Origin of the sequence: Labrys methylaminiphilus subsp. lupini, from assembly GCF_051161885.1 — a bacterium.
GTDB lineage: Bacteria > Pseudomonadota > Alphaproteobacteria > Rhizobiales > Labraceae > Labrys.
Genome location: NZ_JBMDIH010000001.1, coordinates 4,127,947 through 4,142,670 on the forward strand (window position 1 = coordinate 4,127,947; position 14,724 = coordinate 4,142,670).

A 14,724-nucleotide genomic window follows, 5' to 3' on the forward strand; every position below is an offset into this window, starting at 1 on the left:
CTGGATGCCCGGGTCAAGCCCGGGCATGACAAAGGTTCGTGCTTTTTCGTGTCCGGACAGGCCCGGCCCGCTCAGTTGGTCTCGGCCACCGGCGTGATGCCCTTCTCCTGGGCATAGGCAGCGGCCTTGGCGCGGATGGTCTCGGCAAAGAGCGAGGCATCGGCCTTGATCCAGTCTGTCAGCGTGGTCCAGGACTTGCCATCCCACTGGATGATCTTGGCCGCGACGGTCTCGCCCTTGTGGTTCGCCGGCGAGGTCTTGAGGGGGGAGATCAGGCCCTGCGCGCCCAGTTCGGCGATGCGCTTGTCATCGATGTTGAGGTTTTCCAGGGCCCAGCGGCCCTCCTCAGCGGTGAGGGGGCGGTTTCCGAACTTCTTGTGGCCGACGCGCAGGGCCTCCACGAAGGTGATCGCCTCGATCACCCCGTAATTGTAGTAGACCGTGCCGAACTTGCTCTTGTCCTTGAGATCGCTCTTGCCGGCGTCGACGATCTTCTCCTTCAGCGTCTTGAGGATAGCGTAGTCGGTTCCGGGCGGAAACACCGAGACGGCGAGATAGCCCTTGGCGGCGCCGCCGGCCGGGCGGGCATCGTCCTCCGAGCCGCTCCAGATGTCGCCGATGATGCGATCGGCCGGGAACCCCACGCGCGCGGCCGTCTTGATCCCCACCGGCGTCATCACGCCCCAGCCGCGCAGGAACACCCAGTCGGCACCCGCACTGCGGATCTGCTGCCACTGCGCCTGCTGCTGCTCGCCGGGGTGGGGTACCGGGATCTGAATGTCGGTGAAGCCGTATTTCTTAGCGAGAATGCCAAGCGGCTCGATCGTATCGCGGCCATAGCCGGAGTCGTGATAGAGCGTGGCGATCTTGACGCCCTTGAGCTTGTCGTAGCCGCCTGATTTCTGGGCGATATAGTCGACGATAATCTGGGCTTCACTCCAATAGTCGAAGATCAGCGGATATTGATAGGGAAAGACCCGCCCGTCGGTGGCGATGTTCTGGCCGCCGCCCGGCGAGACGATCGGCACCTTGTCGATGCGCGCCTTGTCGGTGAGCGCCACGTCCAGGCCGCTGGAGTGGGGATAGATCGCCGCCGTCGGCGCGCCGTCATAGCCGTTCTTGTAGCGCTCGTAGCATTCGATGCCCCGCTCGATCGTATAGGCCGTCTCGCATTCCTGGATCAGGATCTTGACGCCGTCGACCCCGCCTTCGACCTCGTTGATATAGGTCAAATAGTCCCGGTTTCCGGCGCCGAAGGGGATGAAAGAGGGCGCATAGGGACCGGTACGATAGGTGAAGAGCGGATAGAGCTGCTCATTCTTGTGGTCCTGGGCCGCAGCGGGGCCGGCGGCCGCAAGAGCGGCCAGGCCAACACCTGCAAAGCCGAGCCCGGTCGCCAGTGCGAGGGCCTTGATGAGGGAGGATGACATCCGGTTCGTCTCCATTCGGTTGGGATGTTCGAGGGCAAAGCTCTCCCTTTGGCGGAAAACGCTTCCGCCCTTCCGGGACGCAAATCTGTTGGGGAGGCTTGTTCAGTCCCCGGTCGTGGCTGCCGACCGCCGCCGCGGCAAGCGGATCCGCCTCACCAGGCGAGCGAGTCCTTCCGGTTCCTTGATCAGCAGCGCGATGATGATCACGCCGAAGATGATGTGCTGGATATTGGCGAGCGCCCCCTGGTCCGCCAGGAACTGCAGGCCGGTGAGCGGGGCGAGGCGGTCGAGCAGGATCGGCATCAGCACGATGAAGGCTGCGCCAAGGAAATTGCCGGCAAGGGTGGCGGTGCCGCCGATCAGCACGATGAACAGCACCTGGAAGGACTTGTCCAGGTTGAAGGCATGGGCGTCCGCCGTGCCGAGATAGCCGAAGGCCCAGAGCGCGCCGGCAATGCCGCAGACGAAGGAGCTGATGGCAAAGGACAGGAGCTTGCGGCTGGCGACATGGATGCCGATCACCGAGGCGGCCGTATCCATGTCGCGGATCGCCATCCATTCGCGTCCGACGCGGCTCTTGACCACCGCATGGGCAAAGGCGATCAGCGCGGCCGCCGTCACCGCCACGAGGAGATAGCGCCCGGTGGCCGAGGAGAGGTCATGGCCGAGGAATTGTAGCCGCGGCGCCGAGACGGTGAGGGACTGGCTGCCATTCGAAAACCAGTTGTAGTTGGTGAACAGCCATTCGAAGAAGAACTGGGCGCCCAGCGTCGAGGCGCCGAGATAGAAGCCCTTGATGCGCAGGCTCGGCAGGCCGAAGACGATGCCCGCCGCCGCCGCGATCAGGCCTGCCAGCACCAGCACCACGGGCAGCGGCAGCAACGGGGCGCGCAGCAGGAGATTGTAGCTTGCAAAGGCGCCGACCGACATGAAGGCGGCGGAGCCGAGCGACACCAGCCCGGTATAGCCCATCAGGAGGTTGAGGCCGAGGCCGGCCACGCCCATCACGAGGGTGGGGATGATGATGGAGGAAAGCCAGTAATCGCTGGCGAGGAGGGGCACGACCACGAAGGCTGCCGCCAGCGCGCCCGCGACGGCGAAGATTCGGGGATTGAGGCTGCGCCCCTGAGTCAGGACAAGGCCTTCGCCGGATTGCGATAGGAGGGACATCGCTAGACCCTTTCGATAGCGCGGTCGCCGAACAGCCCCGCCGGACGCACCAGCAGGAAGGCCACGGCGAGGATATAGGCGAACCAGGTCGACACGCTGCCCTGCAGCAGCGGCCCCAGATAGATGTCGGCCAGGGCTTCGGCAGCGCCGACTAGGAGACCGCCGACGATGGCACCCGGCACGGAGGAGAAGCCGCCGATGATCAGCACCGGCAGGGCCTTCAGCGTCACCAGCGACAGCGAATATTGCACGCCCTGCCGGGCGCCCCAGACCAGCCCGGCGACCAGAGCGACGATGCCGGCCACGCTCCAGACGATGCGCCAGATCGTCGGCAGGCGGATGCCGATCGACTGGGCGGCGAGCGTGTCGTCGGCGACGGCCCTCAGCGAAATGCCCATGCGGGTGCGGTCGAACAGGATGGAAAGCACCACGACCAGGACGAGGGCGCCGCCGGAGACGAAGAGATCGAACTGGCTGATCGAGAGGCCCGCGACCGAGATCGGCACGTCGTCAATGCCGAGGTCGAGCATGTGCACGTCCGAGCCCATCAGCAACTGCGCCAGCCCCTCGATCACGAAGGTAAGGCCGAGGGTTGCCATGAACAGGGTCAGCGCATCGCGATTGACCAGAGGCCGCAGGACCAGGCGCTCGATCAGCACCGCGCCGAGCACCATCACCGCGACGGTCAGCAGGATCGCCGCCCAGAACGGCACCTCGCGCTCGACCAGCGTCACGAAAGTGAGCGTGGCGAACAGCAGCATGGACCCTTGAGCAAAATTGAAGACGCCGGAGGCCTTGTAGATCAACACGAAGCCGATCGCGACGAGGCCGTACATCACACCGGCCAGCAGGCCGCCGATCAGGGTTTCGAGGAAGAAGGTCATGGCGATCCCTCAGTGAACCGTGCCGAGATAGGCGGCGATGACATCGGGATTTTCGCGCACAGCATCGGGCGTGCCATCGCCGACCTTGCGGCCGTAATCGAGCACGACGACGTGGTGGGCGAGGCCCATGACAATGCCGATATCGTGCTCGATCAGCACGACGGTGGTGCCGAGCTTGAGGTTCACATCGGCGATGAGCCGGCTCATCGCCTGCTTTTCCTCCTGGTTCATGCCGGCCATGGGCTCGTCCAGGAGCAGCAATTTCGGCCAGGCCGCCAAAGCGCGGGCGAGGTCGACGCGCTTCTGCAGGCCATAGGGCAATGTGGATACGATCGTGTTGGCATGGCGCTCCAGGCCGAGAAAAGCCAGGATCTCATGTGTCCGCGCTTCGAAGCGCCAGCGCTCCGCCGCATCCCGCCCTACCCGGAAGATATTCTCCACAAAGGTCGCGCGGCCCCAGCGCGCCAGCCCCGCCTTGACGTTTTCGACGACGCTCAGCCGGTCGAACAAGGCATTGTGCTGGAAGGTCCGGCCAATGCCGAGATGAGCCGCCTTGTAGGGATGAATAGCCTCGAATCTGGCGCCGTCGAAAACGACATCGCCTTCGTCGGCCCGGTAGACACCGTTGATCACATTGAGGAGGGAACTCTTGCCGGCGCCGTTGGGCCCGATCAGCGCGCAGATCTCCCCTTGCTCGACCGAAAAGCTCAGCCGGCTCAGGGCGCTGACGCCCTTGAAAGACAAGGAGACGTCCTGAAGCTGCAGGAGAGGCGCCGGCATCGGCGTCACCGTCCGGTGGCGAGGCGGGAGACACCGGCCTCGCGTTCGTCAGCCTCGCGGCGCTTCACGGCTTCAATGTCGCGATAGGCATGGGCGGGATGGCTGGCCGGCAGATAGGGACCTTCGCCGAACAGCTTCTCGCGAAGGGTGCCCGGCTTGTAGGCGGTGGGATAGGCCCCGCGCTTCTGCAGCTCCGGCACGAGATAGCCGACGGCGTCCTCGAAGCTCTCGGGCGTCACCGCATAAGCGAGGTTGAAGCCGTCGACATCGGTCTCCTCGACCCATTCCTGCAGCGTATCGGCGATATGGGAAGCCGAACCGACGAAAACCGGGCCGAGGCCGCCAATGCCGCCCCAGCGCGCCAGCTCCTCCATGGTCCAGGTCTTGTCCTCGCCGGCGAAATGCTCGACCACCGAGATGATGGCGTTGGTCTCGACCTTCTTGATCGGATCGCTGGGCGCATATTGGCCGAAATCGATGCCGCTCCAGCCGGAGAGGAAGACCAGCGAGCCATCATAGGACGTATAGGATTCATAGTCCTTGAACTTGGCCTGAGCCTTGGCCTCGGTCTCGTCGACGATCACCGTGGTGAGGTTGTAGATCAAGATCTTGCGCGGATCTCGGCCGGCAGCCGCGGCCTGGCGGCGGATATCGGCGACATAGGCCTTCAGCAGCGACTTGGTCGGCGCCGCCACGAAGACGCATTCGGCGTGGCCCGCGGCAAAGGCCTTGCCCGGCCCCGAGGCACCGGCCTGGTAGAGCACCGGCGTGCGTTGCGGCGAGGGTTCGGTAAGTTGGTAGCCGGGCACCTCGAAATATTTGCCCTTGTGGCCGATCTCATGGACCTTGTCGGGATCGGTGAAGATGCGGTTTTCACGGTCGCGCCGCACCGCCCCTTCCTCCCAGGAGCCTTCCAGGAGCTTGTAGAGCACCTCGACATATTCGCTGGCGACCTCGTAGCGGTTGTTGTGCTGGCGCAGGCCGCCCTGGCTGATATTCTTGGCCCCGCTCTCCAGATAGGAGGTGACGATGTTCCAACCGACGCGCCCTTTGGAGTGATGATCGGCCGTGGCGAGGCGCCGGGCGAAGGTATAGGGATGCTCGAAGGAGGTCGATGCGGTGATGCCGATGCCCAGATGCTCGGTGGCCAGCGCGATCGGCGCCGCCAGTTGGAGAGGATCGTTGACCGGGATCTGCGCCGCCTGGTGGAGGGCGTGGTAGTTCGAGCCCTTGTAGACGTCGTAATAACCGATGACGTCTGCGATGAAGATGCCGTCGAAGATGCCCTTCTCCAGCGTCCGCGCCAGATCCTGCCAGTAGTCGAGATCCTTGTATTTCCACGATTTATCGCGCGGATGCGCCCACAGGCCCGGCGATTGGTGGCCCACGCAATTCATGTCGAAGGCGTTGAAGCGTATCTGGCGGGGCATTCCCAATCTCCACATCTGAAAACAGCGGCAGCGCCGCGGCTCTGAAACAGCGGCGGGGCCGCACCCGGCTACCGCATCGGTCAGGGCGTATGAAAACGCCCTCCAAACTAAATGTCTAGTATTTTTATAGAGAATATATACAAAATAGTCCGGATCGATGCTACGGCAGACTGGGCAGGCAGCCGCGCCGGTATCGGATCGTTCGATAAAAGCTAAGAGAATCAGATAGATGACACAGAAGGCATCGACAGTGACGGCGGGTTGGGGCAATGGGCCAGGTCGCAACTATGAGGAACTCGCCGCCAGTTTCCGCCCGGTTTTCGATCGCATCCGCGAGGGCGCCGTCGAACGGGAACTCAATCGGACCTTGCCGCACGAGCCGATCGGCTGGCTCAAGGATGCCCGCTTCGGCGCCCTGCGTGTGCCGGAGAAGGAGGGCGGCTTCGGCGCCAACCTGCCACAGCTCTTCGCCCTGCTGATCGAGCTGTCTCACGCCGATTCCAACGTCACGCAGGCCCTGCGCGCCCATTTCGGCTTTGCCGAGGACATCATCAACGCCCGCGCGCAGGATCGCCGCGACCGCTGGCTGCCGCGCCTCTCCCGCGGGGAGATCGCCGGCAGTGCCTGGACGGAGATCGGCGAAGCCAAGCAGGCGGCCTTCTCCACCATCGTGAAGCTCGGGGACGGCAAGGCCGCTTCCGTCACGGGTGCCAAATATTACACGACCGGTTCCCTCTTCGCCGACTGGATCGATATCGGCGCCAGTGGTGAGGAAGGCCAGTCGCTTTCCGCGGTGGTTGCCCGCCATGCCCCGGGTGTTGACGTGATCGACGACTGGGACGGTTTCGGCCAGATCCTCACCGCCAGCGGCACCACCACCTTCACCGACGCGCCCGTCGACCCCGCCGATGTCGTCATCGACGATGACCGCTTCAAATATTCGGCCGCCTTCTATCAGCTCGTGCATCTGGCGACGCTCGCGGGTATCGGTCGCGCCGCCAGCGACGACGTCGCCAAGGCGGTGAAGGCCCGCCGCCGCAGCTATTCCAACGCCCCCTCCCCGCGTCCCAGCGAGGATGCCCAGGTACTGCAGGTGGTCGGCCGGATCCGCGGCGCGGCCTATTGCGCCAGCGCCATCGTGCTCAAGGCCGCCGAAGCCGTGCAGCGCGCCTTCGATACCCGCTTTGCCGGCGACGCCGCGGCGGAGGAAGAGGCGAATGCCATCGCCGAGCTCGAGGTGGCGCAGGCCCAGACCGTGGTCACCACCCTGATCCTCGATGCCTCCACCATCGTTTTCGACGCGCTCGGCGCCTCCGCCACGCTGCGCTCCGCCGCTCTCGACCGCCACTGGCGCAATGCACGCACGCTCTCCTCGCATAATCCGCGCATCTACAAGGACCGGATCATCGGGGACTTTGCCGTCAACGGCACGCCGCCGCCCTATCAATGGCGCATCGGGCAGGTGTGAAGGGGCGAAAGCGCCCCAAACAGACGCCACCTCACTGTACTCACCAGCGCCGGCATAGGCACATCGCTTGAGCCCTCAAGAAAGAGCGCAGACATCCTTCCCCGGGTTCGGGGAAGGTGGCGCTGCGCAGCAGCGACGGTAGGGGGAGAGTGGCGCTGCGGAGGCTGCATAGTTGCAAAATCGCGCCACTCGCCCCCATCCGGCCCGGCTCTGCCGGTCCACCTTCCCCGAAACCGGGGAAGGATTTCTTCGCCTTACTCGGTCAATCGAGACGCCACGTCAGCCGGCCTGAATCGAACATAAAGACTGGTTCGACGGCCTTCGGGGAGCCAACCATTTCCGCTCGCCATTTGACGGAATCACCGGGCATTGCGAGATCTTGGGACAGAATGAGGCGGCGCCACGCCGCTACTCGAAAGCCCCAAGGAGCCGATGTCGCCTCTGGTCGAAACCGTGCTGTTCGTCTTCGGCCTGGTCGCGCTCGGCTATGGCGCGGGGGCGAGCGGCTATCTCAAACCCGAGACCGGCGACGCCCTTTCCGATTTCGCCGTCCGCGTGGCACTGCCGCTGCTGCTGTTCCGCACCATGGTCACCTCGAGCTTCCACGGCTCGGCACCCTGGCAGTTATGGGCCACCTATTTCACCGCCGTCATCGTGGCCTGGATCGCCGGCCATCTCGCGACCACCCGCCTGTTCCGGCGCGATGGCCAGGCCGGGGTGATCGGCGGCGTCTCCGCCGCCTTCTCCAATCTGGTGCTGCTCGGCATTCCCTTCATGCTCGGCGTCTTCGGCAATGAAGGCTTCGAGATCCTGTCTCTGATCATCTCGGTGCATCTGCCTACCATGCTGATGGCCTCGATCCTGCTGTTCCACTGGCTCGGGTCACGGCGCCAGGAGCCGCTGCATCCCCTGGCTGTTATCCGCGACTTCCTGGGCAGGCTGCTCACCAATCCCCTGATCATCGGCATCTTCGCCGGCCTGGCCTGGCGGGCGGGCGGCACTGCCCTGCCGGGTATCGCCAATCGCTTCGTCGATGCCCTCGCCGACGTGGCCGGGCCAATCGCCCTGTTCGCCATGGGCCTCGGCCTGAAGAAGTTCGGGCTAACCGGCAATCTCAAGCCGGCGCTGGTCCTGTCCGGCCTGAAACTGCTGCTGATGCCGGCGGTGGCCCTCGGCGCAGCCTGGCTGTTCGGCTTGCCGCCCTTCCCGGCCAAGGTGGCCGTGGCTGCGGCGAGCCTGCCGTCGGGCGTGAACTCCTATTTGATCGCGATCCAGCTCAAGACGGAGCAATCCCTGGCTTCCAACCAGATCACCATCGCGACGGCGTTTTCCGTGGTGACCACCGCGCTCTGGCTCGAGATCGCTACCGCGCTGCTGGGTTGAGGCGTCTCCTCAGACCTCCTCGTCTGGATTCCGGGTCCAGGGCGCGAAGATCTCGGCCGCGAATTCGACGAAGGCCTGTATCTTGCGGTCACGCGTGGCGCGCTTGGAATAGAGCGCCCAGACTTCGGCATCCTCGGCCCGATGCCAGTCCGGCAGGACGATCTCGAAGGGCTGGTCTCCCGCCCGATTGGCCATCAGCCGGGTGGACACCAGGGCAATGCCGGCGCCCTTGAGCATCTGGCGGATGATGGTGTCTGATTCGTTCGACATCAGGATCGGGCGGACGGCGACCTCGACTTCGCTTCCGGCCTTGCTTCTCAGCCGCCAGGTGGTCAGGAGCTCGCCCTGGCCATGGGCCAGCACGGCATGGCCGGAGAGATCCTGCGGCGAGGCGGGGCGCCCCGCCCGATCGAGATAGCCGGGACTCGCGAGCAGGCGGGCCCGTGATCGCCCCAGCCGCCGGGCGACATAGCTTGAATCGGGCAGAACGCCAGTCCGCAGCGCCACGTCGAAACCATGTTCCACCAGATCGAGCGGATGGTTATCGAAGGTCAGCGCCAGCCTGATCCTGGGATAGCGGCGCCGAAACTCTTCCAGGGCCGGCTCCAGCGCAATCAGGCCAAGGGCATAGGGAACCAGCAGCCGCAGCGTGCCCTCCGGTTCGATCCTCAAGGCGCGGACCGACAGATCGGCTTCCTCCAGGATCTCCTCCGCGAGGCTGCAGCGCTCATAGAAATCCCGCCCGGCTTCGGTGAGCGACACGCGCCTCGTCGTCCGGTTGAGCAGGCGCACGCCGAGATCTTCCTCGAGCGCCGTGACGCGCCGGCTCACCGTGCTGAGCGGCAGACCGAGCTGGCTCGCCGCAGCGGTGAAACCGCCCCTTTCGACCACGCGCAGAAAGATCCAAAGGCTCTGGAGATTGTGCAATCGGCACTCCAATGGAATCATGCCAAGCCCCGAAAATGCCGACGCATTCTCGGCTTGGACACCTGGCGTTTTTCGACATCAAATCAAAGATTTGGCGAAAATCACCAGAAAGTGCCGAGAGTCATTTTCGATGACTCTCGGAATTATTCCATATTCAGCAATAGTTTTTGCCAAATAGCCATAGTTATTCCATTCCCGGCCCCGCGCTATAAGCGCTCCCATGACCGCCCTGTCCACGTCCACGCATGGGCCGACGCCCTTCTGGACGCGGCTGACCCAGGCACCGCCCGGCACCAGCTGGAGCAGCATCGCGTTTGCGTTGCGAACGACGGCCGCCTCGCTGATCGCGCTCTACATCGCCTTCCTGATCAATCTGGACAGCCCGAAATGGGCGGCCATGACGGTGTGGATCGTGGCCCAGGGCAGCCGCGGCATGACGCTGTCGAAGGCGCGCTATCGCGTCCTCGGCACCTTCGCGGGAACGGGCATCGCTGTCTCCCTCACAGCGCTGTTCGCCCAGGCGCCGGAATTGCTTCTCTGCGCGCTCGCCGTCTGGGTCGGGCTGTGCACCGGCGTCGCCACGGCGCTGCGGAATTTCCGCGCCTATGGCGCCGTGCTGGCCGGCTATACCGCGGCGATCATCACCCTGGATGCGGCTGCCAACCCCTCGCAGATCTTCGACGTCGCTGAGGCGCGCCTCATCTACATCCTGCTCGGCATCGGGGTAGAGGCAACGCTGAGCGCCATCCTTGTTCCCTCCCGGCCCCTGGACGATGTCCGCGCCGGCCTCGACGCCTATATCCGGCAAGCCGCCGGTATCTGCGCCCGTGCCCTCGGCGGCGAGGCGGCGGCAACACCGGCGCTGCAGCGCCTCTTCGCCAAGGCCCTGGCCCTGGACACCACGGCCGAATATGCCGCGTCCGCCTCCGCTGTCGCACGTGGCGCTCTCGGGCATGTGCGCGCAGCTGCGAGCGCAACCCTGGCCCAGCTCGCCGCCGCGCACAGCCTGCGGGACTATCTGGCCCGGCGGGACGGCCAGAGCGATATTCTCCTGGCTGAAATTTCCGCCCTGCTGCAGGCCGTCGCCAATGGCAGCACCAACGAGCAGACCCCGATTGCCGCCTTGCGCGGGCGCCTTGGTGCAGCCTTCGCCTGCTCCGATGATCGAGGCGAAGGCGGGAACGAGCGGCTGTTCCTGTATGACAGGCTCGATGCGCTGCTCTCTTCCCTGCAGACGGCCCTGGCGCGCCAGGCTCTCCTGGCCCGCCCGGAACCGCCTCCCTCGCGCCTCGACTTCGCCTTCCACATCGACTTGACCGCTGCGCTGCATAACGGCATCCGCGCTATTGCGGCCGTCCTGCTCGCCTCGGCCGCCTGGATCCTGACGGCAGCGCCCACCGGCTCGGGTTTCGTCACCATCGTCAGCGTGGTCTGCGCCCTGTTCGCCACGCGGGACAATCCGGTTGCCGCCGGTCTCGGCTTCCTGAAGGGTACAGGCTGGGCCTTTGCCGCCAGCGCCATCTGCAATTTCGCGCTGATCCCGATGATTTCGGGCTTTCCCTTGCTCGCTGCCGTGGTCAGCCTGTTCATGGTTCCCGCCGGGATCGCCATGCGCCATCCACGCACGGCGGCCCCCGCCGCGAGCTTTGCCATCTTCTTCTGGGACCTCGTCGGGCCGAGCAACGAAGTCCGTACTGAAGCCGCCGGTTTCTTCAACGGCGGCATGACACTGGTGGCCGGCATCGCCTGCGGCACGCTGGCTTTCGCCTTGCTGTTCCCGCCGAATGTCCAGGCGACGCGACGCCGCCTGCACCGGGCCATCCGGCGCGATCTCTCCCTGATCGGCAGCACCCCGGGGTTCTGGACCGCGGCGGAATGGTTCAGCCGGACCGCCGACCGTTTCGGCCGGCAGCTTGCGGCCGAAAAAACCCTGCCCGCCGCTGTGATGGATCGGGACATGGCCGGCATGCTGGCAAGCCTGACCATCGGCGCGGCCGCCATGGATCTCGACCGGCTGGCGCAGACCCGCAAAGGCACCATGCGACCGGTTCGCGCCGTGTTGCGCCGCCTTGCCGCCGCCGATCCGCACATCCTGGCACGGGCCGCCCGGCAGGCGGCGGCGCATCTGATGCGGCAGGCCAGGCGGACTGGCAGCCCTGCCTCGCGCGAGTTGCATCGAGGCGCCGTGCTGCTGCAGGAAATCGCGCGCGAAGCCACCGAACAGGCCGCGTTTCTGAAGGGGTGAAAGGCAGCACAGGCCTCTGCGAGCCATTCCAAAAAAGAAGGGCGCCGGATGGTTCCGGCGCCCTTGGTGTTTCTGGTCTGCCCGCGGCAATCAGATGTCGAGCGTGTGGTCGCGCTCCCACTGGGTCAGATGGCTGGCGTAGCTGTTCCACTCCTGACGCTTGAGCTTGAGATAGGCAGCCGAGAAGTCATTGCCCAGAGCGGCTTTCAGCGACTCGTCCCCGTCGAAATTGCGCAGGGCGTCGAGCAGGTTCAGCGGCAGCTTGGGCGCGTCGGTCACGGTATGGCCTTGCTGGTACATGTCGATGTCGTAGCGCTTGCCGGGATCGGCCTTGGAATGGATACCGTCGAGGCCGGCCGCGACGATCACTGCCTGCATCAGATAGGGGTTGGCGGCACCGTCGGGCAAGCGCAGCTCGAAGCGCCCCTTGCCGGGCACGCGCACCATGTGGGTGCGATTGTTGCCGGTCCAGGTCACCGAATTCGGCGCCCAGGTCGCGCCGGAGATGGTGCGGGGCGCATTGATGCGCTTGTAGGAGTTCACGGTCGGATTGGTGATCGCCGACAGGCTTTCGGCGTGCTTCATGATGCCGCCAAGGAAGTGATAGCCCTGCCGCGACAGGCCCATCTCGTCCTTGTTGTCGTAGAACATGTTGACCTTGCCGGTCTCGTCCCACACCGAGATATGAGCATGGCAGCCCGAGCCGGTCAGCCCCATGAAGGGCTTGGGCATGAAGGTGGCGCGCAGGCCGTGCTTTTCGGCCACCGAGCGCACCATGAACTTGAAGAAGGAGTGCCGGTCGGCCGTGATGAGGCAGTCGTCGAAGTTCCAGTTCATTTCGAACTGGCCGTTGGCGTCCTCGTGATCGTTCTGATAGGGACCCCAGCCGAGCTCCAGCATGTAGTCGCAGATCTCGGCGATGATATCATAGCGGCGCATCAGGGCCTGCTGGTCGTAGCAGGGCTTCGCGGCGCAATCCATGGCATCGGAGATGGCCGTGCCGTCGGCATCGATCAGGAAGAACTCGGCCTCGACGCCGGTCTTCACATAGAGCCCTTCCTTGGCCGCATTGGCCATGACGTTCTTGAGCACCACGCGCGGCGCCTGGCCGACATGCTTGTCTTCCATGACGCAATCGGCGGGGACCCAGGCAACCTCCTTCTTCCAGGGCAGCTGGACGACGGCGCTGGGATCGGGCAGGCCGAAAAGATCGGGATGGGCCGGTGTCAGGTCCAGAAAGGTGGCAAAGCCGGCAAAACCGGCACCGTCCTTCTGCATGTCGGCGATCGCTGCTGCCGGAACCAGCTTGGCACGCTGGGCGCCGAACAGGTCCGTATAGGAAATCATAAAATAGCGAATGCCTTTTTCCCTAGCGAGCGTCGCCAAATCCTGGGTCATGGTCAAAGTTCCTGGTTCGGGATGTCTATCGTTTTGATTTATGAGGTATTCTGTCATTTCCGATGGCTTCGGCCCTGATGCCTTTTTAATCCGGGGGGATCGGAAGGCCTGCTCGGCTCTTTGAAGCCCACAGCGAAATCCGACGTCCGGAGAGCCGATTTCATCTGGGGATGGCAGTACGCAAAGGGCGCCCGCTTACCGGCGGGCGCCCTTTCATGATGTCAGAAGCCCTGTCCGGGGATCCAGCTCGTACCGGCCAGCGGCACGCGGGCCATGGCGGCGGCCTCGATGGTGAGGGCGCACAGATCTTCCGGCTCGAGATTGTGGACGTGGTTCTTGCCGCAGGCACGGGCGATGGTCTGGGCCTCCAGCGTCATCACCTTGAGATAATTGGCGAGGCGGCGGCCGGCCTTGACGGGGTCGAGCCTTTCCATCAGCTCGGGATCCTGGGTGGTGATGCCGGCCGGATCCCTGCCCTCGTGCCAGTCGTCATAGGCGCCGGCCGTGGTGCCGAGCTTCCGATATTCGTCCTCGAGCGCTGGGTCGTTGTCGCCGAGGGCGATCAGGGCGGCCGAACCGACGGACACCGCGTCCGCGCCGAGCGCCAAGGCCTTGGCGACATCGGCGCCGTTGCGGATGCCGCCGGAGACGATCAACTGCACCTTGCGATGCATGTTGAGATCCTGCAGTGCCTGCACGGCGGGACGGATGCAGGCGAGCGTCGGCTGGCCGACATTCTCGATGAAGACTTCCTGGGTGGCGGCCGTGCCGCCCTGCATGCCGTCGAGCACCACCACGTCGGCACCGGCCTTCACCGCCAGGGCCACGTCGTAATAGGGACGGGCGCCGCCGACCTTCACATAGATCGGCTTCTCCCAATCGGTGATCTCGCGCAGCTCCAGGATCTTGATCTCGAGATCATCCGGCCCGGTCCAGTCGGGGTGGCGGCAGGCGGAGCGCTGGTCGATGCCCTTGGGCAGCGTACGCATCTGGGCGACGCGGTCGGAGATCTTCTGGCCGAGCAGCATGCCGCCGCCGCCGGGCTTGGCACCCTGGCCAACCACCACCTCGATGGCGTCAGCCTTGCGCAGATCGTCCGGATTCATGCCGTAGCGCGAGGGCAGATATTGATAGACCAGCGTCTTGGACTGGCCGCGCTCCTCCGGCGTCATGCCGCCGTCACCCGTGGTGGTCGAGGTGCCTGCCAGCGAAGCGCCGCGCCCGAGGGCTTCCTTGGCGCGGCCCGACAGGGAGCCGAAGCTCATGCCGGCGACGGTGATCGGGATCTTCAGCTCGATGGGCTTCTTGGCGAAGCGCGAACCGAGCACGACATTGGTGGCGCAGCGCTCGCGATAGCCTTCGAGCGGATAGCGCGAGATCGAGGCGCCGAGAAAGAGCAGGTCGTCGAAATGCGGGACCTTGCGCTTGGCGCCGCCGCCGCGGATGTCATAGATGCCGGTGGTGGCGGCGCGGCGGATCTCGGACAGGGTGTAATCGTCGAAGGTCGCGGACTTGCGCGGAACGGTCGGTGGATTGTGATAGCTCATGAGGTCAATCCTGGGATCGCAGGCCTGTAGCCTGCTCTTGAAACGGTCGATGCAGAGGGGAA

11 protein-coding genes are annotated in these 14,724 nt (G+C 64.9%); 3 read left to right on the forward strand and 8 right to left on the reverse strand.

What is annotated here, in order from left to right; all coding sequences use genetic code 11:
• Positions 1-71 precede the first annotated feature (71 nt).
• The 5 genes from ACN6KF_RS19505 to ACN6KF_RS19525 all read right to left on the reverse strand — a co-directional run bounded on the left by ACN6KF_RS19505 (position 72) and on the right by ACN6KF_RS19525 (position 5,694).
• Positions 72-1,430 (reverse strand): ABC transporter substrate-binding protein, encoded by a 1,359-nt coding sequence (locus ACN6KF_RS19505; RefSeq protein ID WP_434958437.1) that lies wholly within the window; start codon positions 1,428-1,430, stop codon positions 72-74.
• A gap of 102 nt (positions 1,431-1,532) precedes the next feature.
• Positions 1,533-2,600 carry a branched-chain amino acid ABC transporter permease gene (locus tag ACN6KF_RS19510; RefSeq protein WP_434958438.1) on the reverse strand — a complete coding sequence of 356 codons (1,068 nt, stop codon included), beginning with the start codon at positions 2,598-2,600 and terminating at the stop codon, positions 1,533-1,535.
• Between the two features lie 2 nt (positions 2,601-2,602).
• Positions 2,603-3,484 (reverse strand): branched-chain amino acid ABC transporter permease, encoded by an 882-nt coding sequence (locus ACN6KF_RS19515; RefSeq protein ID WP_434958439.1) that lies wholly within the window; start codon positions 3,482-3,484, stop codon positions 2,603-2,605.
• A gap of 9 nt (positions 3,485-3,493) precedes the next feature.
• Positions 3,494-4,264, reverse strand: a complete 771-nt coding sequence (locus ACN6KF_RS19520; RefSeq protein WP_434958440.1) for an ABC transporter ATP-binding protein — start codon at positions 4,262-4,264, stop codon at positions 3,494-3,496.
• 5 nt (positions 4,265-4,269) lie between these two features.
• Entirely contained in the window at positions 4,270-5,694 is a 1,425-nt protein-coding gene (locus tag ACN6KF_RS19525; RefSeq protein ID WP_434958441.1) for an LLM class flavin-dependent oxidoreductase, read from the reverse strand.
• Between the two features lie 229 nt (positions 5,695-5,923).
• Between ACN6KF_RS19525 and ACN6KF_RS19530 the strand changes: the two genes are divergently transcribed.
• Together ACN6KF_RS19530 and ACN6KF_RS19535 are read left to right on the forward strand one after the other, a co-directional pair.
• Positions 5,924-7,162, forward strand: a complete 1,239-nt coding sequence (locus ACN6KF_RS19530; RefSeq protein ID WP_434958442.1) for an acyl-CoA dehydrogenase family protein — start codon at positions 5,924-5,926, stop codon at positions 7,160-7,162.
• A gap of 432 nt (positions 7,163-7,594) precedes the next feature.
• A complete protein-coding gene (locus tag ACN6KF_RS19535; protein ID WP_434958443.1) occupies positions 7,595-8,545 on the forward strand; it encodes an AEC family transporter in 951 nt (316 codons plus the stop codon).
• A gap of 9 nt (positions 8,546-8,554) precedes the next feature.
• Here the strand turns inward: ACN6KF_RS19535 and ACN6KF_RS19540 are convergent, their stop codons facing one another.
• Positions 8,555-9,472, reverse strand: a complete 918-nt coding sequence (locus ACN6KF_RS19540; protein ID WP_434958444.1) for a LysR family transcriptional regulator — start codon at positions 9,470-9,472, stop codon at positions 8,555-8,557.
• A 220-nt stretch (positions 9,473-9,692) separates the two neighbouring features.
• Here ACN6KF_RS19540 and ACN6KF_RS19545 point away from each other — a divergent pair, with 220 nt between their 5' ends.
• The gene (locus ACN6KF_RS19545; protein WP_434958445.1) at positions 9,693-11,717 is read left to right on the forward strand and encodes an FUSC family protein; all 2,025 of its coding nucleotides are present in this window, start codon (positions 9,693-9,695) and stop codon (positions 11,715-11,717) included.
• A 90-nt stretch (positions 11,718-11,807) separates the two neighbouring features.
• Here ACN6KF_RS19545 and glnT read toward each other — a convergent pair whose 3' ends face one another.
• Together glnT and ACN6KF_RS19555 are read right to left on the reverse strand one after the other, a co-directional pair.
• Positions 11,808-13,115, reverse strand: coding sequence for a type III glutamate--ammonia ligase (gene glnT, locus ACN6KF_RS19550; RefSeq protein WP_434958446.1), 1,308 nt, complete (start codon positions 13,113-13,115; stop codon positions 11,808-11,810).
• Between the two features lie 221 nt (positions 13,116-13,336).
• Complete coding sequence (locus ACN6KF_RS19555) at positions 13,337-14,662, reverse strand: FMN-binding glutamate synthase family protein (RefSeq protein ID WP_434958447.1); 1,326 nt, start codon at positions 14,660-14,662, stop codon at positions 13,337-13,339.
• Between the last annotated feature and the right edge of the window lie 62 nt (positions 14,663-14,724).